The organism is Enterobacter sp. CRENT-193 (genome assembly GCF_002787395.1).
GTDB classification, from domain to species: Bacteria; Pseudomonadota; Gammaproteobacteria; order Enterobacterales; family Enterobacteriaceae; genus Enterobacter; species Enterobacter hormaechei_C.
Genome location: NZ_CP024812.1, coordinates 4,577,215 through 4,600,140, shown reverse-complemented (window position 1 = coordinate 4,600,140; position 22,926 = coordinate 4,577,215). Strand labels below are relative to the sequence as shown.

General features: G+C 56.9%; 20 protein-coding genes. 16 read left to right on the top strand and 4 right to left on the bottom strand.

The features are described 5' to 3' along the window. The first annotated feature begins 10 nt into the window (after nt 1–10). The 7 genes from phoB (at nt 11) to CU081_RS22870 (ending at nt 11,258) form a co-directional block, all read left to right on the top strand. Nucleotides 11–700 (top strand): phosphate response regulator transcription factor PhoB, encoded by a 690-nt coding sequence (gene phoB, locus CU081_RS22900; protein ID WP_003859122.1) that lies wholly within the window; start codon nt 11–13, stop codon nt 698–700. 21 nt (nt 701–721) lie between these two features. Beyond that, nucleotides 722–2,017, top strand: coding sequence for a phosphate regulon sensor histidine kinase PhoR (gene phoR / locus CU081_RS22895; RefSeq protein ID WP_003859119.1), 1,296 nt, complete (start codon nt 722–724; stop codon nt 2,015–2,017). A gap of 409 nt (nt 2,018–2,426) precedes the next feature. Continuing rightward, nucleotides 2,427–3,746, top strand: a complete 1,320-nt coding sequence (brnQ, locus tag CU081_RS22890; protein WP_003859118.1) for a branched-chain amino acid transporter carrier protein BrnQ — start codon at nt 2,427–2,429, stop codon at nt 3,744–3,746. A gap of 81 nt (nt 3,747–3,827) precedes the next feature. Continuing rightward, nucleotides 3,828–5,201: a proline-specific permease ProY gene (gene proY / locus CU081_RS22885; protein ID WP_003859117.1), complete on the top strand. Its 1,374-nt coding sequence runs from the start codon at nt 3,828–3,830 to the stop codon at nt 5,199–5,201. Between the two features lie 162 nt (nt 5,202–5,363). After that, nucleotides 5,364–7,181, top strand: coding sequence for a maltodextrin glucosidase (gene malZ / locus CU081_RS22880; RefSeq protein ID WP_022650452.1), 1,818 nt, complete (start codon nt 5,364–5,366; stop codon nt 7,179–7,181). Between the two features lie 91 nt (nt 7,182–7,272). Continuing rightward, nucleotides 7,273–9,882 (top strand): DUF2339 domain-containing protein, encoded by a 2,610-nt coding sequence (locus CU081_RS22875; RefSeq protein WP_058647474.1) that lies wholly within the window; start codon nt 7,273–7,275, stop codon nt 9,880–9,882. Continuing rightward, nucleotides 9,879–11,258, top strand: a complete 1,380-nt coding sequence (locus CU081_RS22870; RefSeq protein ID WP_058647475.1) for a DUF3999 family protein — start codon at nt 9,879–9,881, stop codon at nt 11,256–11,258. Before CU081_RS22875 ends, CU081_RS22870 begins: the two co-directional genes overlap by 4 nt. Nucleotides 11,259–11,307: 49 nt before the next feature. Here CU081_RS22870 and CU081_RS22865 read toward each other — a convergent pair whose 3' ends face one another. After that, complete coding sequence (locus CU081_RS22865; protein ID WP_003859113.1) at nt 11,308–11,910, bottom strand: peroxiredoxin C; 603 nt, start codon at nt 11,908–11,910, stop codon at nt 11,308–11,310. 127 nt (nt 11,911–12,037) lie between these two features. After that, nucleotides 12,038–12,619 carry an ACP phosphodiesterase gene (gene acpH / locus CU081_RS22860; protein ID WP_022650455.1) on the bottom strand — a complete coding sequence of 194 codons (582 nt, stop codon included), beginning with the start codon at nt 12,617–12,619 and terminating at the stop codon, nt 12,038–12,040. 92 nt (nt 12,620–12,711) lie between these two features. On the opposite strand from acpH, the gene queA reads away from it, so the two are divergent. The 7 genes from queA to CU081_RS22825 all read left to right on the top strand — a co-directional run bounded on the left by queA (nt 12,712) and on the right by CU081_RS22825 (nt 19,370). Continuing rightward, a complete protein-coding gene (gene queA, locus CU081_RS22855) occupies nt 12,712–13,782 on the top strand; it encodes a tRNA preQ1(34) S-adenosylmethionine ribosyltransferase-isomerase QueA (RefSeq protein ID WP_006809916.1) in 1,071 nt (356 codons plus the stop codon). Nucleotides 13,783–13,835: 53 nt separating this feature from the next. Further along, nucleotides 13,836–14,963, top strand: a complete 1,128-nt coding sequence (gene tgt, locus CU081_RS22850) for a tRNA guanosine(34) transglycosylase Tgt (protein WP_003859110.1) — start codon at nt 13,836–13,838, stop codon at nt 14,961–14,963. 22 nt (nt 14,964–14,985) lie between these two features. After that, nucleotides 14,986–15,318 (top strand): preprotein translocase subunit YajC, encoded by a 333-nt coding sequence (gene yajC / locus CU081_RS22845; RefSeq protein ID WP_003859109.1) that lies wholly within the window; start codon nt 14,986–14,988, stop codon nt 15,316–15,318. Nucleotides 15,319–15,345: 27 nt separating this feature from the next. Then, nucleotides 15,346–17,193, top strand: a complete 1,848-nt coding sequence (gene secD, locus CU081_RS22840) for a protein translocase subunit SecD (protein ID WP_017383164.1) — start codon at nt 15,346–15,348, stop codon at nt 17,191–17,193. Between the two features lie 10 nt (nt 17,194–17,203). Continuing rightward, nucleotides 17,204–18,175: a protein translocase subunit SecF gene (gene secF, locus CU081_RS22835; RefSeq protein WP_003859105.1), complete on the top strand. Its 972-nt coding sequence runs from the start codon at nt 17,204–17,206 to the stop codon at nt 18,173–18,175. A 138-nt stretch (nt 18,176–18,313) separates the two neighbouring features. Beyond that, complete coding sequence (locus tag CU081_RS22830; RefSeq protein WP_022650456.1) at nt 18,314–18,679, top strand: VOC family protein; 366 nt, start codon at nt 18,314–18,316, stop codon at nt 18,677–18,679. Between the two features lie 10 nt (nt 18,680–18,689). Further along, on the top strand, nt 18,690–19,370 hold the full coding sequence (locus CU081_RS22825; protein ID WP_022650457.1) for a helix-turn-helix transcriptional regulator: 681 nt from the start codon (nt 18,690–18,692) through the stop codon (nt 19,368–19,370). Between the two features lie 118 nt (nt 19,371–19,488). Here the strand turns inward: CU081_RS22825 and CU081_RS22820 are convergent, their stop codons facing one another. After that, nucleotides 19,489–20,373, bottom strand: coding sequence for a nucleoside-specific channel-forming protein Tsx (locus CU081_RS22820; RefSeq protein WP_032610182.1), 885 nt, complete (start codon nt 20,371–20,373; stop codon nt 19,489–19,491). 268 nt (nt 20,374–20,641) lie between these two features. Continuing rightward, complete coding sequence (locus tag CU081_RS22815) at nt 20,642–21,181, bottom strand: DUF3251 domain-containing protein (RefSeq protein ID WP_003859100.1); 540 nt, start codon at nt 21,179–21,181, stop codon at nt 20,642–20,644. A 152-nt stretch (nt 21,182–21,333) separates the two neighbouring features. On the opposite strand from CU081_RS22815, the gene nrdR reads away from it, so the two are divergent. Beyond that, a complete protein-coding gene (gene nrdR, locus CU081_RS22810) occupies nt 21,334–21,783 on the top strand; it encodes a transcriptional regulator NrdR (RefSeq protein ID WP_003859099.1) in 450 nt (149 codons plus the stop codon). Nucleotides 21,784–21,787: 4 nt separating this feature from the next. Then, nucleotides 21,788–22,891, top strand: a complete 1,104-nt coding sequence (gene ribD / locus CU081_RS22805; protein ID WP_022650459.1) for a bifunctional diaminohydroxyphosphoribosylaminopyrimidine deaminase/5-amino-6-(5-phosphoribosylamino)uracil reductase RibD — start codon at nt 21,788–21,790, stop codon at nt 22,889–22,891. Nucleotides 22,892–22,926 lie beyond the last annotated feature (35 nt).

Genomic DNA, 22,926 nt, shown 5'->3' with positions numbered 1-22,926 from the left:
AGGGCAAAGTATGGCGAGACGTATTCTGGTCGTAGAAGATGAAGCTCCGATCCGTGAAATGGTGTGCTTCGTGCTTGAACAAAATGGCTTCCAGCCGGTTGAAGCGGAAGATTATGACAGCGCGGTGAACCAGCTGAATGAACCCTGGCCCGATCTGATCCTGCTGGACTGGATGCTGCCTGGCGGTTCCGGATTGCAGTTTATCAAGCATATCAAACGCGAGGCGATGACCCGTGATATCCCGGTGGTGATGCTGACGGCGCGCGGCGAGGAAGAGGATCGCGTGCGCGGTCTGGAAACCGGCGCGGACGATTACATCACCAAACCGTTCTCCCCGAAAGAGCTGGTGGCGCGTATCAAAGCCGTGATGCGCCGTATTTCACCGATGGCGGTGGAAGAGGTGATTGAGATGCAGGGGCTGAGCCTGGATCCTACCTCACACCGGGTCATGACCGGTGAAAATCCCCTCGATATGGGACCGACCGAATTTAAACTCCTGCACTTCTTTATGACCCACCCGGAGCGCGTTTACAGCCGCGAACAGTTGCTGAATAACGTCTGGGGAACTAACGTCTATGTCGAAGACCGAACGGTTGACGTCCATATTCGCCGCCTGCGTAAAGCACTGGAACTGAGCGGCCACGATCGCATGGTACAGACGGTCCGCGGCACGGGTTATCGCTTCTCGACCCGTTTCTGAACAATGACAGGAGTGTGACGCGTGCTGGAACGTCTGTCATGGAAAAGGCTCGTCTTTGAACTGATCTTATGCTGTATTCCGGCCCTCATTCTGGGGGCTATCTTTGGCTATCTGCCGTGGTTTTTACTGGTGGCCGTGACGGGATTGCTCGTCTGGCATTTCTGGAATTTACTGCGTCTTTCCTGGTGGCTGTGGGTCGACAGAAGTATGACACCCCCGCCGGGAAGCGGGAGCTGGGAACCGCTACTCTACGGCCTGCACCAGATGCAGATGCGTAATAAAAAGCGCCGTCGTGAGCTGGGAAGCCTGATCAAACGCTTTCGTAGCGGTGCGGAGTCGCTGCCGGACGCGGTGATCCTGACGACGGAAGAAGGGACCATCTTCTGGTGCAATGGCCTCGCACAGCAGCTGTTGGGCCTGCGCTGGCCGGATGATAACGGTCAGAACATCCTCAACCTTCTGCGCTATCCCGAGTTCACGCTGTATCTGAAAAAGCGAGATTTTTCGCGCCCGCACAATCTGAAGCTCAATAACGGTCGCCATCTGGAGATCCGCGTGATGCCCTACAGCGATCGGCAGTGGCTGATGGTGGCGAGGGACGTTACCCAGATGCACCAGCTTGAGGGCGCGAGACGTAACTTCTTTGCCAACGTCAGCCACGAGCTGCGTACGCCGTTGACGGTGCTTCAGGGCTATCTGGAGATGATGCAGGAGCAAACGCTTGAGGGGGCGCCGCGTGAGAAAGCGCTGCATACCATGCGGGAACAGACGTTCCGCATGGAAGGGCTGGTCAAACAGCTGCTGACGCTTTCAAAAATTGAGGCTGCCCCGTCGCTGGCGCTAAACGACATCATTGATGTGCCGATGATGTTGCGGGTGGTGGAGCGCGAAGCCCAAACGCTGAGTCATAATCAGCACACCCTGAGTTTTGATGTTGATAACACGCTGAAAGTGCTCGGCAGTGAAGATGAGCTGCGAAGCGCTATCTCAAACCTGGTCTATAACGCCGTGAATCATACCCCGACAGGGACGCATATCGCGGTACGCTGGCAGCATACCCCGGCGGGCGCTGAGTTTAGCGTCGAGGACAACGGGCCGGGGATTGGGCCTGAACACCTCCCGCGTCTCACTGAACGGTTCTACCGGGTGGATAAGGCGCGCTCGCGGCAGACCGGCGGAAGCGGACTGGGGCTGGCAATTGTGAAGCATGCCGTCAGCCACCACGAAAGCCGGCTCAATATCGAAAGCACCCTCGGTAAGGGCACGCGCTTTAGCTTCGTGATTCCGGAACGATTAATTGCCAAAAAAAGCGCCTGACAGCGTGTGTGTCAGGCTACCTTTCCACGGGCCAGCGATTGCTGGCCCGTTTGCTTTGCAGTCAAGCGAAACGCGGATGAATATTATACGGCTGGTGCTTTTTTGTTCGCATGATTAGCCATGAGTTTTTCTTATACATGGCATATTATGTTGGTCTGGATTTTCATGCTGGCATATTGTTCTGGTTTTACGATCCCTTCTTGCCTTTAAACGTTATAAGCGTTTAAATTGCCCCCCATATACTGTCAGACCGACTGTATTTGCGTGGTAAATCGAAAAACTATTCTTCGCCACGCCAGGACGGGAGCATATCCCGCTGAAATTGAGCAAATTTTCCGCTGTATCGTCCCATCAGGGATGGCGAAAATCTCAACGTATTCAACACCACATCCACAGGCAGTAAGGTTTTATGACCCATCACTTGAAATCGCGTGACATTATCGCGCTGGGCTTTATGACATTTGCGCTGTTCGTTGGCGCAGGTAATATCATTTTTCCTCCAATGGTTGGCTTACAGGCGGGTGAACACGTCTGGACAGCTGCGTTTGGCTTCCTGCTTACTGCCGTGGGCCTGCCGGTACTGACCGTTATCGCGCTGGCGAAAGTCGGTGGCGGTGTGGACAGCCTCAGCACCCCGATTGGCAAAGTGGCTGGCGTTCTGCTGGCAACCGTCTGCTATCTGGCCGTTGGCCCGCTGTTCGCGACCCCGCGCACGGCGACCGTCTCCTTTGAAGTGGGTATCGCCCCGCTGACCGGTGACGGCGCGATGCCACTGTTTATTTACAGCCTCATTTACTTCGCCATCGTGATTCTGGTTTCTCTCTATCCGGGCAAACTGCTGGATACCGTAGGTAACTTCCTGGCACCACTGAAAATTGTGGCGCTGATTGTGCTGGCGGTTGCGGCCATTGTCTGGCCTGCGGGGCCCATCAGCTCCGCGATGGACGCCTACCAGAACGCGGCGTTCTCAAACGGTTTCGTGAACGGCTATCTGACGATGGATACGCTTGGCGCGATGGTGTTTGGTATCGTTATCGTTAACGCCGCGCGTTCCCGCGGGGTGACCGAAGCGCGTCTGCTGACTCGCTACACCATCTGGGCTGGCCTGATGGCCGGTGTCGGCCTGACGCTGCTGTATCTGGCGCTGTTCCGTCTGGGTTCAGATAGCGCAACGCTGGTCGATCAGAGCGCAAACGGCGCGGCGATCCTGCATGCTTACGTGCAGCACACCTTTGGTGGTGCAGGCAGCATGCTGCTGGCGGCGCTGATTTTCCTGGCCTGTCTGGTGACGGCGGTGGGTCTGACCTGCGCCTGCGCGGAGTTCTTCGCTCAGTATCTGCCGCTCTCTTACCGCACGCTGGTGTTTATCCTCGGCATCTTCTCCATGGCGGTTTCAAACCTCGGTCTGAGCCACCTGATCCAGGTGTCAATTCCGGTGCTGACGGCTATCTATCCGCCATGTATCGTGCTGGTGGTGCTGAGCTTCACCCGCCCGTGGTGGCATAACTCGACGCGAATTATTGCGCCGGCCATGTTTATCAGCCTGATTTTTGGTATCCTTGACGGGATCAAAGCATCAGCATTTGCAGAAATCCTGCCAGCCTGGACACAGCGTCTGCCGCTGTCCGAGCAGGGCCTGGCCTGGCTGATGCCTTCCGTTGTAGCGCTGGTTCTTGCGATTATCTGGGACCGTGCGGCCGGGCGTCAGGTGACATCCAACGCCCATTAATCAACGGCAACAAATTGTTTAACCACGGGGCTTAAGGCCCCGTGGTTTTTTGTTTTTTTCGTGTTGAATGGCAAGATTTTAATGGAAAGCACTAACAAACTTAAACGTGGATTGAGCACCCGCCACATCCGCTTTATGGCGCTGGGCTCGGCTATCGGCACCGGTCTTTTTTATGGCTCGGCAGATGCCATCAAAATGGCCGGTCCAAGCGTTCTGCTGGCCTACATCATCGGCGGTGCCGCGGCCTATATCATCATGCGTGCGCTGGGGGAGATGTCGGTTCACAACCCGTCTGCCAGCTCGTTTTCACGCTATGCACAAGAGAACTTAGGCCCGCTGGCCGGGTTTATCACCGGCTGGACTTATTGCTTTGAAATCCTGATTGTCGCCATTGCCGATGTGACGGCGTTTGGCATCTATATGGGGGTCTGGTTCCCTGCCGTGCCGCACTGGATCTGGGTGCTGAGCGTGGTGCTGATTATCTGCGCCGTTAACCTGATGAGCGTGAAGGTGTTTGGCGAGCTGGAGTTCTGGTTCTCCTTCTTCAAGGTCGCGACCATTATCATCATGATCCTCGCCGGTTTCGGCATCATCATCTGGGGTATCGGCAACGGTGGGCAGCCAACCGGCATCCATAACCTGTGGAGCAACGGCGGCTTCTTTAGCAACGGCTGGCTCGGGATGGTCATGTCGCTCCAGATGGTCATGTTCGCCTATGGCGGAATCGAGATTATCGGCATCACCGCCGGGGAAGCGAAAGATCCGGAGAAGTCTATTCCGCGCGCCATCAACTCGGTGCCGATGCGTATCCTGGTGTTCTACGTGGGCACGCTGTTTGTGATTATGTCCATCTACCCGTGGAACCAGGTGGGCACCAACGGCAGCCCGTTTGTCCTGACTTTCCAGCATATGGGCATTGCGTTTGCCGCCAGCATTCTCAACTTTGTGGTGCTGACCGCCTCGCTGTCGGCCATCAACAGTGACGTGTTCGGCGTGGGCCGTATGCTGCACGGCATGGCGGAGCAGGGCAGTGCGCCGAAGGTGTTTGCCAAAACGTCGCGTCGCGGCACCCCGTGGGTAACGGTGCTGGTCATGACCGTGGCGCTGCTGTTCTCGGTCTACCTGAACTACATCATGCCGGAGAACGTCTTCCTGGTGATTGCGTCACTGGCGACCTTCGCCACCGTGTGGGTATGGATCATGATCCTGCTGTCGCAGATTGCGTTCCGTCGCCGCCTGTCGCCAGAAGAGGCCAAAGCGCTGAAGTTTAAAGTGCCGGGCGGCGTGCCAACGACCATTGTCGGTCTGATCTTCCTGGTCTTCATCATTGGCCTGATTGGTTATCACCCGGATACCCGTATTTCCCTGTACGTGGGCTTCGCGTGGATCGTCCTGCTGCTGGTGGGCTGGATGTTTAAATGTCGCCGCGATCGTCAGCTGGCGGAAGCACAGTAACATTCTTTTCCCCTCTCCCCGTGGGAGAGGGTTAGGGTGAGGGCATCAGGCTGCACTGATGCCTCCTCCCCCGTCCTCCTCCCCCAATAAATCCCATCATGGTGAGCTATCCTTAATCACCCTGTGGCAAGGTGACGTCAATTTCATCAAAGGGGATTCGTGATGTTAAACGCCTGGCACCTTCCGGTTGCCCCATTTGTTAAGCAAAACAAAGACAACCTTGTGATTACGCTCTGGCTGGCAGGGGACAATCAGCCTGAACGTGTGACCCTGCGCGCCGAAGTGGATAACGAAGAAACGTCGCTGAAAATGCACAAAGTGCGCAGCCAGCCGCAGCCGGGCGTCACGGCGTGGCGGGCAAATATCGATTTGCGCAGCGGGCAACCGCGTCGCCGCTACGGCTTCAAGCTGCTGTGGAACAACCGCCAGCTGTGGTTTACCCCGCAGGGTTTCAGCCGTTTCCCTCCGGCCAGGCTGGAGCAGTTTGCCGTGGATCACCCGGATAACGGCCCGCAGTGGGTTAACGATCAGGTCTTTTACCAGATTTTCCCGGACCGCTTTGCGCGCAGTGAAAAGCGCACCGTCGATCAGGACAAGGTTTATTACCATCATGCGGTCGGTCACGACATCATTCTGAAAAAATGGGACGAGCCGCTGACCGCCCAGGCGGGGGGATCGACCTTTTACGGCGGCGATCTCGACGGTATCAGCGAAAAACTGCCGTACCTGAAAAAGCTCGGCGTGACGGCGCTGTACCTGAACCCGGTGTTTAAAGCGCCAAGCGTGCACAAATACGATACGCAGGACTACCGCCACGTTGACGAGCAGTTTGGCGGTGACGAAGCGCTGCTGCGGCTGCGGCACAACACGCAAAAAGAGGGTATGCGCCTGATCCTTGATGGCGTGTTCAATCACAGCGGTGATTCTCATGCGTGGTTTGACCGTCACAATCAGTCGATGGGCGGCGCATGCCATAATCCGGACTCACCGCAGCGTGACTGGTACAGTTTTGACGAGAATGGCCGCGCCCTGGACTGGCTGGGCTACCCGAGCCTGCCGAAGCTCGATTTCCAGTCGCCATCGCTGGTGAATGAGATCTACGGCGGCGACGACAGCATCGTGCGCCACTGGCTGAAAGCGCCGTGGAACATGGACGGCTGGCGGCTGGACGTGGTGCATATGCTGGGTGAAGCAGGCGGGGCGCGGAATAACCTTCAGCATGTCGCCGCCATTACCCGGTCGGCAAAAGCGGCCCGGTCGGAAGCATTCGTCTTCGGGGAGCACTTTGGCGACGCGCGTCAGTGGTTGCAGGCTGATGCAGAAGACGCGGCGATGAACTATCGCGGCTTCACCTTCCCGCTGTGGGGTTTCCTCGCTAACACCGATATCTCTTACGATCCGCAGCATATTGACGCCGAAACCTGCATGGCGTGGATGGAAAACTATCGCGCTGGCCTGTCGCATCAGCAGCAGCTGCGGATGTTTAACCAGCTCGACAGCCACGATACCGCACGCTTTAAATCGTTGCTGGGTAAGGATGTGGCGCGTCTGCCGCTGGCGGTGACCTGGCTCTTTACCTGGCCGGGCGTACCCTGCATCTACTATGGCGATGAAGTCGGGCTGGACGGCAACAACGATCCGTTCTGCCGTAAAACCTTCCCGTGGGAGCCTGAAAAGCAGGCTCAGGATCTGTTCAGCCTCTACCAGCGCATGGCGACGCTGCGCAAGCAGAGCCAGGCCCTGCGATACGGGGGCTGTCAGGTGATGTACGCCCACGATAACGTGGTGGTGTTTGTCCGCGTCTATAACCAGCAGCGCGTGCTGGTGGCGATCAACCGGGGCGAGGCGTGTGAAGTCGTGCTGGAAGATTCACCGCTGCTGGCTGGTAAAATGTGGAAGAGCAAAGAGGGTAAAGCGACGTTCCAGGGGAGCGTGCTCACGCTGCCAGCGATCTCCGCTGCGGTCTGGTTCGGCAGCTAAGCGCAGGCAGAATGGTTTTCACCTTTTAAGATGGCGCAAATGCAACGATTTGTGTCAATCTTAACGGATCGTTTACGGTGAAGGTGGAAACATGGACGAGCTTTACATCCTTGGCTGTTTGTTCCTGGTTTTTGCGCTGGTCGTGGCACCCGTGCTCGCGGTGATAGGCTTTAACCGAAGCACGGCGGCGCGGCAGGAGATCGCCCGGCTTCGCCAGCGCATTGAGGCGCTCGAGCAGCGTAGTGTGGCTGAGAAAGCACCGGAGCAGGTGCACACCGCCGCGCCGGTGAAGACGCCAGCGCCGGTGTCAGAGGCCGTTAACGCACCTGTCGATCCCTGGCGTCCCGAACCGCCCGTCACTGAAGCAGAGCCTGTGCCTGTACCGGCGGCAAAACGTCCTTCCGCCTTTGGCGGCATCCTGTCCTCGCTGACGCGCTGGTTTATGCAGGGCAATCCGCTGGCAAAACTGGGGATTGTACTGCTCTTCCTCGGCCTCTCTTTCCTGCTGCGCTATACCGTTGAACATTCACTGTTTCCGCTTGAGCTGCGTCTTGCCGCCACGGCGCTGTTTGCCATGGTTCTGCTGGCCGTTGGATGGCGGCTGCGGCACAGGCAGCAGATCTACGCGCTGATCCTCCAGGGCGGAGCGACCGGCGTGCTTTATCTGACCGTCTTTGGCGCATTCCGGCTGTGGCAGATGCTGCCGATGACGCTGGCGTTTGCGCTGCTGGTGGTGATTTGCGCGGCGAGCGTCGGGCTGGCCGTGTTGCAAAAGGCGCTGAGCCTTGCCATGCTGGCGAGCCTCGGCGGATATCTTGCGCCGCTGCTCCTGTCTACCGGGGGCGGTAGCTTTGTGGCGCTATTCTCCTTCTATCTCCTGCTGTCCATCGGCATTCTCGTCATCAGCATCTGGCAGCACTGGCGCGAGCTCAACCTGCTCGGGCTGCTCTTCACGTTTGGCGTTGGCGGGGTGTGGGGACTGAGCGACTACCAGCCGGAAGACTATGTTATTTGTCAGCTGTTCCTGATTGCCAATACGCTTATTTTTGGCGTGTTTAGCGTGGCGCTGTCGCTGCGGGCGCAAGAAAAAGGCAAACAGATTATTGACGGCGTACTGCTGTTTGCTCCGCCGCTGATTGGTTTTGGGATGCAGTATGGCATGACGTCTCACTGGACGTACGGCCCGGCGCTAAGCGCGCTGGGCTATGGTGCGTTTTACCTCTCGCTGGCGTTTCTCGCGCTGCGGCGTTACCCCTCCATCGGACGACCGCTGGTTATGGCGGCGCTGGCGATCGGCGGCGGGTTTGCCACGCTTGCCATTCCGCTGGCGCTTTCAGCGCGCTGGACGGCGATGGCCTGGGCGCTGGAAGGGCTGGGTATTCTTTGGTTGGGCGTGCAACAGCAGCAGCGGCGCATGAGCTATAGCGGGACGGCGTTGCTGGTGCTGGCGCTCGGCAGCGCGATATGGGCGCAAATGGACGGCGTCACTTCGCTGAGCCTCCTGCTTATTTTCGCAGTGCTCAGTCTTTGCTGGCTGGCTGCGGCCTGGCTGTGGCAGAAAATCGCGCTGCCGGGCAGCTGGGCATTGCTGGCCGGTGGGTTGCTGTTCTGGTTAGTGGCGTTGCTGGGCGCGTCGCAGTTGTTCCTGAAGCAGGAGTTATCGCTTCTGGCAGGCGTGCTGGCGCTGACGGCGGCGTCGACCTGGGGATGGCGGCAGGCTGCCGCTCGTCTGGCATGGTGGGAGCTGGATGCCAGCAAATGGCTGCTGTGGCCGGTGATGCTGCTGATGGTGCTGTATCAGGTCTCGCACCAGCAGATTCTGGCGGCCGGCTGGGCAAATCTGGCCTGGGCTATCGCGCTGCCTGCCGCCCTGATGCTGCTGCGGCGCGACGAAGATAAACTTCTGCCGCGCATCTCAATGGGGCTGCATCTGTCGCTGTTGTGGATGATTTTACTCGCCATTGCCGCCGAGCTTTACTGGTTTGCCCGCTCCCTGCCATGGGGCATGGCGGCCTGGGGAAGCGGCATTGCGATGGCTGTCGGCGGTGGGGTGATTATGGCGCTCTCCGCGGCCGTACGGCGTCGCGGGTGGCCTTTCCGGGTATGGCCTGCGCTCTACGCCTGCCTTGCCGCGATCCCTGTGGTTGTGGCGCTGGTGGTATTGCTGGTCGTGACCAATTTCCAGGACGGTGTGGTCTATCGAAAGACCTGGCTGCCGCTGGTGAACCCGCTTGAGGAAGGGGCGGCGTTCGCGCTGCTGGGGCTGGTAGTATTTTATCGGGCAGTGGATCGCTACTATCCGGCATCGCTTGCGCAGTCCCGACCTTGGCCCGCTGTTGTGCTGATGGCGCTTGGCTTCTGGTGGCTCAACGGCGCGTTGCTGCGTGCGCTGGCGTGGTACGGCGAGGTGGCCTGGAACATGGAATCGCTGTGGCATTCGCGGCTTATTCAGACCACCTTTGCCCTGTTCTGGATGTTCTGCGCGCTGGTGGTGATGATCCGCGCCACCCGTCAGGCCTCCCGTCATCAGTGGCTTGGCGGTGCGGCGCTGCTGGGGGTGGTGATGCTCAAACTGATGCTGGTGGACAGCGCGGGCGGTGGCGGCCTGGCGCGCGCCGTCGCGTTTATTGGCGTGGCGATCCTGGTCCTGATTGTGGGCTATTTCTCGCCGCTACCGCCTAAAGCAGGAGAAGAAAAATGAAATGGATGAATGCGGTTGTTTATGCAGCACTGCTGGCCATGGCCGGTCCGGCATTCAGCGAGGGCGCGCCAGCGGAATCCCCGCGGGATTATGCCTACGGCCTGTCCCTTGATACCTCTGCCTCTTCGCCGTGGTATCGGGTCATGCTGCCGCTGGCGATTTATCAGCAGAGCACATCGCCCGATCTGCGCGACGTGCGCGTGTTTAATCAGTCGGGAGAGCCTGTACCGTTCAGCCTGGTTACTACGACGCGTCCGCAGCCGGCACCGACCACCACGGCGCTGCGCCTTTTTGCGCTTAACGCCTCGCCGGGCGGGGAAGAGGACAGCGGCGATAAAATTATGCTACGGGCCAGAAACGGTGTGGAAATTGTGCTGGAAGGGCAACACGCTGCGGCTGCCGGACAGCACTATCTGCTGACCCTGCCGGAAAACGCGACGGAGGTTCCGCTCTCTCAGCTCCAGCTTTTCTGGGACACGCCGCAGGGCTCGTGGCAGGGGACGGCATCGGTCTATTACAGCGAGGATCTGAAAAACTGGTATACCTTGCGCGAAGAGATGCCCCTGCTGGACGTGATGAGCGGACGGGAGCGCCTGAAGCTCGACCGCATCGATACCGATCTGGTGTTATCACCTGAGGCGAATCGCTATCTGCTGCTGGTGCTGAACACGGGACGTTCTGCCCTGACGTTAACCGGCGTCAACGCGATTAACGCGCCTGCGCCGCCGGAATCAGAGCACATTAGCTTGGCGGGAGAGGGGGAGCGGTTATCCGAAAGCGAAGCCGTGTGGCGCTGGAAACATCCGCAGCCTCTGAGTGCGATCGCCTTCATGCTGAATGGCGACGGCGTTCTCCCGGCAGAAATAGCCTGGCGGGGGGCGGACAATGATCGATGGCATACGCTGAAAAAAGAGGTGATCTACCAGCTCGGCGGCAAAACGGCTGAACCTGTTCCGCTCCCTAGCGGGCTGGTCGAGGCGGTAAAAATCAAGACCCTCAATGCGCGTTTGCCTGAGAACCTGCCGGGCGTGATAGGGCAGCGCGTGCGCTACGATCTGGTGTTTAACGCGCAGGGGAAGGGGCCGTACCTGCTCGCGTGGGGGAACGGGGCTGCGAAACCGGCGAGCGTGGAGACGGATATGCTGATCCCGACCGAACTGCGTAAAACCTACGATCTGGCAGCCTTGCCGATGGCGGATACGCTGGAACCTGTCCCGCTGGGGGGCGAGGCGCGTTTAACCGCGACGTCTGCGGCTGAGCAGGAAAGCAGAATGAAAACGCTGATGGTCTGGGGCGTACTGATTGCGGGGGTGATGGTGCTTGCGGGTATGGCATGGCGCATCTGGCGCGAGGTAAAAAAAGACGACGCAGCATAAGCCATAAAAAAACCCGCGTATTCGCGGGTTTTTTCGTAAACCGTGTCGATTACAGGCTGGATACGTTCTCAGACAGGTATTTAGCTACGCCGTCTGGGGAAGCCGCCATACCTTCTTTACCTTTTTCCCACTGCGCCGGGCACACTTCACCGTGCTCTTCGTGGAACTGGAGAGCGTCAACCATGCGCAGCATTTCGTCGATGTTACGACCCAGCGGCAGATCGTTCACAACCTGGTGACGAACGATGCCGTTTGCATCGATCAGGAAAGAACCACGCAGTGCAACGCCAGCGTCCGGATGTTCGATACCGTAAGCCTGCTGGATTTCGCGTTTGATGTCCGCAACCATCGCGTATTTCACCGCACCGATGCCGCCGTTTTCGACAGGGGTGTTACGCCATGCGTTGTGTACAAATTCAGAGTCGAAGGAGACGCCAACCACTTCCACGCCACGCTTCTGGAATTCTTCGTAACGTTTGTCGAACGCGATCAGCTCAGACGGGCAAACGAAAGTGAAGTCCATTGGCCAGAAGAACAGAACGGTCGCTTTACCGTTGGTATGCTGTTTGAAGTTGAAGTTTTCAACGATTTCACCATTGCCCAGAACGGCGGCAGCTGTAAAATCCGGAGCCGGACGAGTTACCAGAACCATATGATTCTCCTGTAGATACTAAGGTTATTTGGAACGCAACGCGGGCCAGTATAGAGGCAGTACGGGAATAAGACAAAGAGGTGGTAACAATCGTTCCACCAGCTTTTACCTATCAATCATACCGGCATCACAGTTCTTTATTTTTCGCCTGCGTCATCATACGCGGGTAGAACTGCCAGAAGCGGGTTTCCAGCGCATCGTAATGTTCATCCAGGTCATGCCATGAGTCGCGCAGCGCGTCCAGACGCGGTCGACGGCTCGCCATGCCGTTCAGGACGTTCTGAATGAAATCCATCTCGCGGTATCGCTCCAGCCAGCGTTCAGACCAGAGATAGTTATTCAGATTTACAAAGCGCGGCGGGGAGTCCGGCAAAATGATCGACACCTGCGCGTGGGCGTAGCGCACAAACTCAGGCAGCGACATATCAGGCGACAGCTGCGACCAGTGGCGCGACAGGAAATGATCCCACATGACGTCGAGCGTGATCGGCGCCACCCGTCGCGTTTCGGGGCGGAACCAGGTTTTGGCTTCCCTCACTTCCGGCAGGTTATCGGTCAGCACGTCGATGCGGCGGTGCATAAAAATTCCGTCGACAACCTCAGGGGAATACGCTTCCGCCGGGTTGCCGCGTACAAAATCGGCCAGCAAATTGCCGGAGAGGGAGCTGTCCGCGAGGTGGGCGAGATGCAGGTGAGCGAGAAAATTCATGCGTTTTCGTTGTCCGGTGGCGGCTAGTTGTTGCAGCAAAAGGGTGTGAGCACTAGACTATGCCGCCTGTTTTTAAGTCACGAGTATACGTCATGCGCGTCGCCGATTTCTCCTTTGAACTACCTGAATCCCTGATTGCTCACTACCCCATGCCTGAGCGTAGCAGCTGTCGCTTGCTGTCACTGGACGGGCCAACGGGCGCGCTGACGCACGGTACTTTCACCGATCTGCTCGACAAGCTCAACCCTGGCGATCTGCTGGTCTTTAACAATACCCGCGTGATCCCGGCGCGTCTGTTTGGCCGTAAAGCCAGCGGCGGCAAGATTGAGGTGCTGGTCGAACGTATGCTCGATGATAAACGTATTCTGGCACATATTCGCGCCTCCAAAGCGCCGAAGCCGGGCGCGGAGCTGCTGCTGGGGGATGACGAGAGCATCAAAGCGACCATGACCGCGCGTCACGACGCGCTGTTCGAGGTGGAGTTCAACGACGAACGCACGGTGCTTGATATCCTCAACGCCATCGGCCACATGCCGCTGCCGCCGTACATTGAACGCCCGGACGAAGAGGCCGACCGCGAGCTGTATCAGACCGTCTACAGCCAGAAGCCGGGTGCGGTGGCGGCGCCAACGGCGGGCCTGCACTTTGATGAACCGCTGCTGGAAAAGCTGCGCGCCAAGGGCATTGAGATGGCCTTCGTGACGCTGCACGTCGGCGCGGGGACCTTCCAGCCGGTGCGCGTGGACAGCATCGAAGATCACATCATGCACTCTGAGTATGCCGAAGTGCCGCAGGAGGTTGTGGATGCGGTGCTGGCGGCGAAAGCGCGCGGTAGCCGCGTCGTGGCCGTCGGTACAACGTCGGTACGTTCCCTTGAGAGCGCTGCGCAGGCCGCGAAAAGCGAGCTGATTGAACCGTTCTTTGGCGATACGCAGATTTTTATCTACCCGGGCTATCAGTACAAAGTCATTGATGCGCTGGTGACCAACTTCCATCTGCCTGAATCGACGCTGATTATGCTGGTTTCCGCGTTTGCGGGGTATCAGCATACGATGAACGCCTACAAGTCTGCGGTAGAACAAAAATATCGCTTTTTTAGCTACGGTGACGCGATGTTTATCACGTACAATCCGCAGGCTTTGAATGAGCGTGTCGGGGAATAAGTCCGCGGCACTGTGTTACAACGTTGGACTGTTTTTCTGACGTCGGAGAAAAAATGAAATTTGAACTCGATACCACCGATGGTCGCGCGCGTCGCGGTCGTCTGGTGTTTGATCGCGGCGTGGTAGAAACCCCCGCGTTTATGCCTGTGGGCACGTACGGCACCGTAAAAGGAATGACGCCGGAAGAAGTTGAAGCCACTGGCGCACAGATTATCCTCGGCAACACCTTCCACCTGTGGCTGCGTCCAGGCCAGGAGATCATGAAGCTCCACGGCGATCTGCACGACTTCATGCAGTGGAAAGGCCCCATCCTCACCGACTCCGGCGGTTTCCAGGTCTTCAGCCTGGGCGATATCCGTAAGATCACTGAGCAGGGCGTACACTTCCGTAACCCGATCAACGGCGATCCAATCTTCCTCGATCCAGAAAAATCCATGGAGATTCAGTACGATCTCGGCTCCGATATCGTAATGATCTTCGACGAATGTACGCCATACCCGGCGGACTGGGACTACGCCAAGCGTTCTATGGAGATGTCCCTGCGTTGGGCGAAGCGTAGCCGCGACCGTTTTGACTCCCTGCAAAACAAAAATGCGCTGTTCGGCATTATCCAGGGTAGCGTTTACGAAGATTTACGCGATATCTCGGTTAAAGGTCTGGTAGAGATAGGCTTTGATGGCTACGCTGTCGGCGGTTTGGCTGTGGGTGAGCCGAAGGAAGATATGCACCGCATTCTGGAGCATGTCTGCCCGCAAATCCCGGCGGATAAACCACGATACCTGATGGGTGTGGGTAAACCAGAAGATCTGGTGGAAGGCGTACGTCGCGGCATTGATATGTTCGACTGCGTTATGCCAACCCGAAACGCGCGTAACGGTCATCTGTTCGTTACCGATGGCGTGGTGAAAATCCGAAACGCGAAGCATAAGAGTGACACCAGCCCGCTCGATTCCGAGTGCGATTGCTATACCTGTCGCAATTATTCTCGCGCGTACCTGCATCATCTCGATCGTTGCAACGAGATTTTGGGGGCGCGTCTCAATACCATTCATAATCTTCGTTATTATCAGCGCTTAATGGCTGGTTTACGTAAGGCTATCGAAGAGGGTAAATTAGAGAGCTTCGTGACCGATTTCTACCAACGTCAGGGGCGGGATGTTCCACCGTTGAACGTTGATTAATTTTAATAATGAGGGAATTTGAATGAGCTTTTTTATTTCTGATGCGGTAGCAGCAACGGGTGCACCAGCGCAGGGCAGCCCGATGTCTCTGATTCTGATGCTGGTTGTGTTCGGTCTGATCTTCTACTTCATGATCCTGCGTCCACAGCAGAAGCGTACTAAAGAGCACAAAAACCTGATGAACTCCATCGCGAAGGGCGATGAAGTCCTGACCAATGGTGGCCTGGTGGGTCGCGTAACCAAAGTAGCGGAAAACGGCTACATTGCTATCGCCCTCAACGACACCACTGAAGTGGTTATCAAACGTGACTTCGTAGCTGCCGTTCTGCCGAAAGGCACCATGAAGGCGCTGTAATCCCAACTTTTCCCAAAGGGAACTGCCGTGTTAAACCGTTATCCTTTGTGGAAGTACATCATGCTGGTCGTCGTGATTATCGTCGGCCTGCTGTACGCGCTTCCCAACCTGTATGGTGAGGATCCGGCCGTTCAAATCACTGGCGCGCGCGGTGTCGCCGCCAGTGAGCAAACGCTGATCCAGGTCCAGAAAACGTTACAAGAAGAAAAAATTACCGCTAAGTCTGTGGCACTGGAAGAGGGCGCAATTCTTGCTCGCTTCGACACCACCGACACGCAGCTCCGCGCACGTGAAGCGCTGATGGGCGTGCTGGGTGATAAATATGTCGTGGCGCTTAACCTTGCTCCTGCAACCCCACGCTGGCTGGCTGCGCTGAACGCAGAGCCAATGAAACTGGGTCTTGACCTGCGTGGCGGCGTTCACTTCCTGATGGAAGTGGATATGGATACCGCGCTCGGCAAGCTACAGGAACAGAATATCGACAGCCTGCGCAGCGATCTGCGCGATAAGGGCATTCCGTACACCACCGTACGTAAAGAAGATAACTACGGCCTGAGCATCACGTTCCGCGACAGCGCGGCACGCGATCAGGCTGTCACCTATCTGTCTCAGCGTCACCGCGATCTGGTGATCACCTCTCAGGGCAGCAATCAGCTGCGTGCGGTAATGACCGACGCGCGTCTGAGTGAAGCACGTGAATACGCCGTTCAGCAGAACATTAACATTCTGCGTAACCGTGTAAACCAGCTAGGCGTGGCTGAGCCACTGGTACAGCGTCAGGGTGCTGACCGTATCGTGGTCGAACTGCCGGGTATCCAGGATACCGCCCGTGCGAAAGAGATTCTGGGCGCGACGGCGACCCTGGAGTTCCGTCTGGTTAACTCCAACGTTGACCAGGCTGCTGCGGCTTCAGGCCGTGTGCCGGGCGATTCCGAAGTGAAGCAGACCCGCGAAGGCCAGCCGGTTGTGCTGTACAAACGCGTGATCCTGACCGGTGACCATATCACCGACTCCACTTCAAGCCAGGATGAGTACAACCAGCCGCAGGTTAACATCTCGCTGGATAGCGCAGGTGGCAACATCATGTCTAACTTCACCAAGGACAACATCGGCAAGCCGATGGCGACCCTGTTCGTGGAGTACAAAGACAGCGGTAAGAAAGACGCCAATGGCCGTGCCGTGCTGGTGAAAGAGGAAGAGGTGATTAACATCGCCAACATCCAGTCTCGTCTGGGTAACAGCTTCCGTATTACCGGTATCAGCAACCCGAACGAAGCGCGTCAGCTCTCTCTGCTGCTGCGTGCCGGTGCGCTGATTGCGCCAATTCAGATTGTTGAAGAACGTACCATCGGTCCAACCCTGGGTATGCAGAACATCAAACAGGGTCTGGAAGCGTGTCTGGCCGGTCTGGCGGTGTCCATCATCTTCATGATCTTCTTCTATAAGAAGTTCGGCCTGATTGCGACCTCCGCGCTGATTGCCAACCTGGTGCTGATCATCGGTATCATGTCCCTGCTGCCGGGGGCGACGCTAACCATGCCAGGTATCGCGGGTATCGTTCTAACCCTTGCGGTGGCGGTCGACGCCAACGTACTGATAAACGAACGTATCAAAGAAGAGCTGAGCAACGGTCGTTCTGTACAGCAGGCGATTGAAGAAGGCTACAAAGGGGCGTTCAGCTCCATCTTCGATGCGAACGTAACAACACTGATTAAGGTTCTTATCCTGTATGCAGTGGGTACTGGCGCGATCAAAGGCTTTGCGATTACTACCGGTATCGGTGTCGCAACGTCGATGTTTACCGCTATTGTCGGCACCCGTGCCATCGTGAACCTGCTGTACGGCGGCAAGCGCGTCAAAAAGCTGTCTATCTGAGGAGTGCGTTGTGGCACAGGAATATACTGTTGAACAATTGAACCACGGCCGTAAAGTCTGGGACTTTATGCGCTGGGACTACTGGGCCTTCGGCATTTCAGGTTTTCTGCTGATCTTGTCCATCGTCATTATGGGCGTGAAAGGCTTTAACTGGGGCCTGGATTTCACCGGTGGTACGGTGATCGAAATTACCCTGGAAAAACCGGTCGATATGGACCAGATGCGTGAGTCTCTGCAAAAAGCGGGCTTTGAAGAGCCGCTGCTACAGAACTTCGGCAGCAGCCGCGACATCATGGTGCGTATGCCGCCGGTACACGATGCCAACGGCAGCCAGGAGTTGGGCAGCAAGGTCGTTCAGGTTATTAACGAAACAACCAGCCAGGATGCAACGGTTAAGCGTATTGAGTTTGTAGGCCCGAGCGTTGGTGCTGACCTGGCGCAGACCGGTGCGATGGCGCTGCTTGTGGCGCTGATCTCGATCCTGATTTACGTCGGTTTCCGCTTTGAGTGGCGACTGGCGGCAGGCGTGGTTATCGCCCTGGCGCACGACGTGGTGATCACCATGGGCATACTGTCTCTCTTCCACATTGAGATTGACCTGACGATTGTGGCATCCCTGATGTCCGTTATCGGTTACTCACTGAACGACAGTATCGTGGTATCTGACCGTATTCGTGAAAACTTCCGTAAGATCCGTCGCGGCACGCCGTACGAAATCTTTAACGTGTCGTTGACCCAGACGCTGCACCGTACGTTGATCACCTCCGGCACCACCCTGATGGTGATCCTGATGCTGTTCCTGTTCGGTGGCCCGGTGCTGGAAGGCTTCTCGCTGACCATGCTGATCGGTGTGTCTATCGGTACGGCCTCGTCTATCTACGTCGCGTCCGCGCTGGCGCTGAAGCTGGGCATGAAGCGCGAGCATCTGATCCAGCAGAAAGTCGAGAAAGAAGGGGCGGATCAGCCGTCCATTCTGCCGTAAGCGTCTTATGTAGTATCGAAATCCCGGCCTGCTGGCCGGGATTTTTTTTGTCTGCATCTCACAAACACTCCTGACAGTATGCTGTCAGGAGCCCTGTCGTAGACTCCTTCTGAACTCTAACAACAGGCAGGAGGACGTATGAAAAGTGTCATTAACTGGTTTGAAATTCCGGTCGCCGATATGGATCGCGCCACCAAATTTTATGAGTCGGTGATGCAGGTCGCGCTGCGGCGCGAGAAGATGGACGTGGCTGAGCTGGCGGTTTTCCCGCACGAGGATCCGGCCACCGGCGGCGCGCTGGCGAAATTTGACAGTGTTACACCCTCTTCGCAGGGCGCTATTATTTACCTGCATACTGACAATCTGGCGGCCACGCTCGATCGCATTGCTTCTGCGGGCGGTGAGTGCGTGTTTGGCCCGCTGGAACTGCCGCAAGGCATTGGCACTATAGCCCTGTTTACCGACAGCGAAGGTAATCGCGTCGGCCTCCATCAACCGGTATGAGAGTAAACCGATGACCCGACGCGCTGACCGTTTGTTCCAGATTGTGCAGATCCTGCGGGGCAGGCGTCTGACAACGGCAGCGCATCTGGCGGAAAGGCTTGGCGTGTCCGAGCGCACGGTGTACCGCGATATCCGCGACCTGTCGCTTTCCGGCGTGCCGGTGGAAGGCGAGGCGGGAAGCGGATATCGGCTAATGTCGGGTTTTGATTTACCCCCGTTGATGCTGACCAACAAGGAGTCCGAGGCGCTGATGGTGGCGATCCGTCTGCTCAAAACCTGGGGCGGGGAATCGCTGTCGCGCGAGCTGGAATCGGCCCAGGAAAAAGTGCTGGCGATCCTGCCAGAAGAGAGCCGCCGTAAAGCTGAACAGACGCGAATTTACGCGCCGGATATTGCCCTTCAGCCACACTCCCGTAGTGGTTTCGACGTGATCCACCAGGCAATTTCTGCCCTGCGTGTGCTGGCGCTGCACTATCGCGATGAAGCCGGGCAGTTAACCTGGCGTGAGGTTCAGCCGCTGGGGCTGTTCTTCTGGGGTGAGCACTGGCTGCTGGCCGCGTGGTGTGAACGGCGCGATGACTATCGCTGCTTCCGTCTCGACCGGTGTTTGCATATTACGCTGACGGAAAGACACTTTAGCGAAAGCGCGGACAGGTCGCTGGCGGATTTTTTGCGCAAGGTGAAGCAGTAAAAAGCCGGGTGGCGAGGTAAAAGCAAAACGGCAACGATGTTGCCGTTTTTTGTGTTTGCGCCCTCTCCCGTGGGAGAGGGAAGGGGTGAGGGCACCAGCCCGCACAATCCCGCACTGATTAGAAGTTGTAACCCACGACCAGGTAACCGCCCCAACCGGTAGAACGAACGCTGAAGTCGCCGTTGCCGAAGTTCAGGCTGGCGTCGTCGTTCCACTGACCACCGTTGTGCCAGTAACGCGCAACAACAGAGTAGTGCCAGTGATCGTAGTTCAGCGCCAGGATGTGGCTGGACGCGATGGAGTCGTTAGTGCGCGCTTTTCTGCCGTTCAGGTCGCGGAAATCGTTATCGCCCAGGTCTGAACCCCAGTCAAAGTTGGTGAAGCCGATATAGCTCAGGTTGCCGCCCCACAGTTGGGTAATTGGCACAAAGTATTTCACTTTGAAACGGTAGCCATCCCACTCGTTCTCGTTCGCAGCGCCGTAGTTCTGCCACTGGTATTTTGCGTAGACGTTCATGGACAGGCTCATCGGCAGGCCAGTCTCAATGTCTGTACCCAGACCCATATACCAGGTGCTCTGGCGACCGGACTTGTTGCGGCCCATGTCGTAGATGTAGTTGTTTGCGAAATACCACTCTTTGAACGGACCAAACGCCAGACTGGTACCAGTCAGTTTATCAATGGAGAAGCGTGGTTCGATCTCCATGAACAGTGGGGAACCGTGGTTCCAGATACCTTTCGCGTCGGTGTTACCGCCGAAGAATACCGGTGCGTCCATGTAGCCATAGAAATCAAACCAGTCTTTTTTTGCGAATGCTTCGTACTCGAGGTAAGTATCGTTACGGATCTGCGGTCCGAAACGGGTATGGTAGCTGCCTACCACGTTAACGCTCTGGTGCCACCAGTCGGAGAGGTATTGTGGTTTGTCGTTTTCCGCTGCGTTAACAGTGAAAGAGGAGGACAGAGCCAGAACTGCACCGGCTGCGAGTAATGTTTTTTTCATAATCATGCCACTGATTGAAATTCCCTTCCGGGAGTGAAAAATGCGCGAATTGCGTTTCTAAATATTTCGTGTTTCTGCGGAGCCTATTATAGGAATCCTTGCTCACAAAAATATGTGTTGTTTCACATATCTCTCACATACGTAATCGATTGCGTTCACGTTTGCGTACTTTAGACGGGCGCGATTGTAGCGGCAATCATTTATGTTGCCAATCCATACGAAATGTAAATGTTAGCGGAGTGACATTTCACTCCGCTAAAAGGGCGGGTTATTGCGCGGCGGGTTGAATGTCGTGAATACGGATAAAGCCCAGCTGTTCTGGCGTCAGTCCGCTCAGCTGGAGCGGGATGTCAACATCGCTCGGCGCCAGCGTGCTGGCGGGGGCGGTGAAGAGCTGATTCTTCACGTTCACTTCCTGATAGCTCTCCGTGGTGCCCTGAATCTGGCCCCACTCTACGGTGCCGCTGAACGCGGGCAGCGGATCGTTGGACTCACCCTGAATGCGTAATGTTGCGCGAGTACCATCGGCATTCGCTGCAACATTCACCAGAGACATCTTTAGCGTGCCAATCTGGCTGTTCAGACGCGCGGGCGTGTTTGCACCTGGCAATAAATAAACGCCATTGCTGGATTTGGCATTCAGCGCGTTCTGCTGGGTGATCTTCACGGTTTCTTTATTAAGTTTGTCCATCGCCACGTTAAGCGTATTCACGCTTTGTTTCATCTCGCGGACTTCGCTTTGCTGTGCGCAGGCGCTAAGCGTGAACAGGCTCCCCACCAGCACTATTTTCAGGTAACGTCTTGTCATTGCGTTTAATTCCTTGAAATCACAGATTGCTGCAATGGTAGACAGGATAGTGCCGTCAGGCATAGATCCTTTGTCTCAAAAAGCTCTTCCTTTGTTGTCGGGCCAGTTCAGGGTAAAATAGAAATCAGTTAACCAGATAACAGGGACATCGTATGCATTGCCCATTTTGCTCCGCTGTGGATACCAAAGTCATCGACTCACGTCTTGTAGGCGAAGGGTCTTCCGTGCGTCGTCGTCGGCAGTGTCTGGTGTGCAACGAGCGTTTTACCACCTTCGAGGTGGCAGAGCTGGTAATGCCGCGCGTGGTAAAAAGTAACGATGTGCGCGAACCGTTCAATGAAGAAAAACTGCGTAGCGGGATGCTCAAGGCGCTGGAAAAACGGCCCGTCAGCTCCGATGACGTCGAAATGGCGTTAAACCACATTAAATCTTATCTGCGGGGGTTAGGTGAGCGCGAAGTGCCGAGCAAAATGATCGGCAATCTGGTGATGGAACAGCTGAAAAAGCTCGATAAAGTCGCCTATATCCGCTTTGCCTCCGTTTACCGCAGCTTCGAAGACATCAAAGAGTTTGGCGAAGAGATCGCCCGCTTACAGGATTAAGACCATGCACGACGAGATGTACATGGCGCGAGCCATGAAGCTGGCGCAGCGCGGTCGGTTTACCACTCACCCTAACCCCAATGTCGGGTGCGTCATTGTTAAAGATGGTGAGATCGTGGGGGAAGGTTTTCACTATCGCGCAGGCGAGCCGCATGCTGAAGTGCATGCCTTGCGCATGGCGGGGGAGAAAGCGCGTGGCGCGACGGCCTATGTGACGCTGGAGCCATGCAGCCACCATGGGCGTACGCCGCCGTGCTGTGAAGCGCTGATTGCGGCGGGCGTCTCGCGCGTTGTCGCCGCCATGCAGGATCCTAACCCGCAGGTAGCGGGCCGCGGACTGTATCGTCTGCAACAGGAAGGCATCGACGTCAGCCACGGCCTGATGATGCAGGATGCGGAAGCCCTGAATAAAGGCTTCCTGAAGCGTATGCGCACCGGCTTCCCGTTTATCCAGCTTAAGCTTGGCGCGTCACTGGATGGCCGCACGGCGATGGCGAACGGCGAGAGCCAGTGGATCACCTCGCCACAGGCAAGGCGCGATGTGCAACGTCTGCGCGCGCAAAGCCATGCTATTCTCACCAGCAGTGAAACGGTACTGGCTGACGATCCGGCCATGACCGTACGCTGGGAAGAGCTGAATGCAGATACGCAGGCGCTCTATCCGCAGGAGAACCTGCGTCAGCCGCTGCGCATTATTATTGATAGCCAGAACCGCGTGACGCCGGAGCACCGCATCGTGCAGCAGCCGGGGGAAACCTGGATTGCACGCACCAAAGAAGATACGCGCGAATGGCCGCAAGGCGTGCGCAGCATTACGGTGCCGGAACATAACGGGCATCTGGATCTGGTGGTGCTGATGATGTTGCTCGGCAAACAGCAGGTCAACAGTATCTGGGTTGAAGCCGGTCCGACGCTCGCCGGCGCACTGCTTCAGGCGGGGCTGGTGGATGAGCTTCTCGTCTACGTTGCGCCTAAACTGTTAGGTAACGACGCGCGCGGCCTGTTTGTGCTGCCCGGCCTTGAAAAACTGGCCGATGCGCCGCAACTCTCATTCAGTGAGATTCGTCCGGTAGGCCCGGATGTCTGCCTCCATTTAACGACAGCGTAATTGCTCCTGAAATAGGGAAGCAGTACGCAAAGTAT

Excerpts from the sequence above, each read along its gene's own strand:
- phoB (WP_003859122.1), top strand. The coding sequence starts at position 11 with ATGGCGAGACGTATTCTGGTCGTAGAAGATGAAGCTCCGATCCGTGAA.
- brnQ (WP_003859118.1), top strand. The coding sequence starts at position 2,427 with ATGACCCATCACTTGAAATCGCGTGACATTATCGCGCTGGGCTTTATG.
- proY (WP_003859117.1), top strand. The coding sequence starts at position 3,828 with ATGGAAAGCACTAACAAACTTAAACGTGGATTGAGCACCCGCCACATC.
- malZ (WP_022650452.1), top strand. The coding sequence starts at position 5,364 with ATGTTAAACGCCTGGCACCTTCCGGTTGCCCCATTTGTTAAGCAAAAC.
- CU081_RS22875 (WP_058647474.1), top strand. The coding sequence starts at position 7,273 with ATGGACGAGCTTTACATCCTTGGCTGTTTGTTCCTGGTTTTTGCGCTG.
- CU081_RS22870 (WP_058647475.1), top strand. The coding sequence starts at position 9,879 with ATGAAATGGATGAATGCGGTTGTTTATGCAGCACTGCTGGCCATGGCC.
- CU081_RS22865 (WP_003859113.1), bottom strand. The coding sequence starts at position 11,910 with ATGGTTCTGGTAACTCGTCCGGCTCCGGATTTTACAGCTGCCGCCGTT.
- acpH (WP_022650455.1), bottom strand. The coding sequence starts at position 12,619 with ATGAATTTTCTCGCTCACCTGCATCTCGCCCACCTCGCGGACAGCTCC.
- queA (WP_006809916.1), top strand. The coding sequence starts at position 12,712 with ATGCGCGTCGCCGATTTCTCCTTTGAACTACCTGAATCCCTGATTGCT.
- tgt (WP_003859110.1), top strand. The coding sequence starts at position 13,836 with ATGAAATTTGAACTCGATACCACCGATGGTCGCGCGCGTCGCGGTCGT.
- yajC (WP_003859109.1), top strand. The coding sequence starts at position 14,986 with ATGAGCTTTTTTATTTCTGATGCGGTAGCAGCAACGGGTGCACCAGCG.
- CU081_RS22830 (WP_022650456.1), top strand. The coding sequence starts at position 18,314 with ATGAAAAGTGTCATTAACTGGTTTGAAATTCCGGTCGCCGATATGGAT.
- CU081_RS22825 (WP_022650457.1), top strand. The coding sequence starts at position 18,690 with ATGACCCGACGCGCTGACCGTTTGTTCCAGATTGTGCAGATCCTGCGG.
- CU081_RS22820 (WP_032610182.1), bottom strand. The coding sequence starts at position 20,373 with ATGAAAAAAACATTACTCGCAGCCGGTGCAGTTCTGGCTCTGTCCTCC.
- CU081_RS22815 (WP_003859100.1), bottom strand. The coding sequence starts at position 21,181 with ATGACAAGACGTTACCTGAAAATAGTGCTGGTGGGGAGCCTGTTCACG.
- nrdR (WP_003859099.1), top strand. The coding sequence starts at position 21,334 with ATGCATTGCCCATTTTGCTCCGCTGTGGATACCAAAGTCATCGACTCA.
- ribD (WP_022650459.1), top strand. The coding sequence starts at position 21,788 with ATGCACGACGAGATGTACATGGCGCGAGCCATGAAGCTGGCGCAGCGC.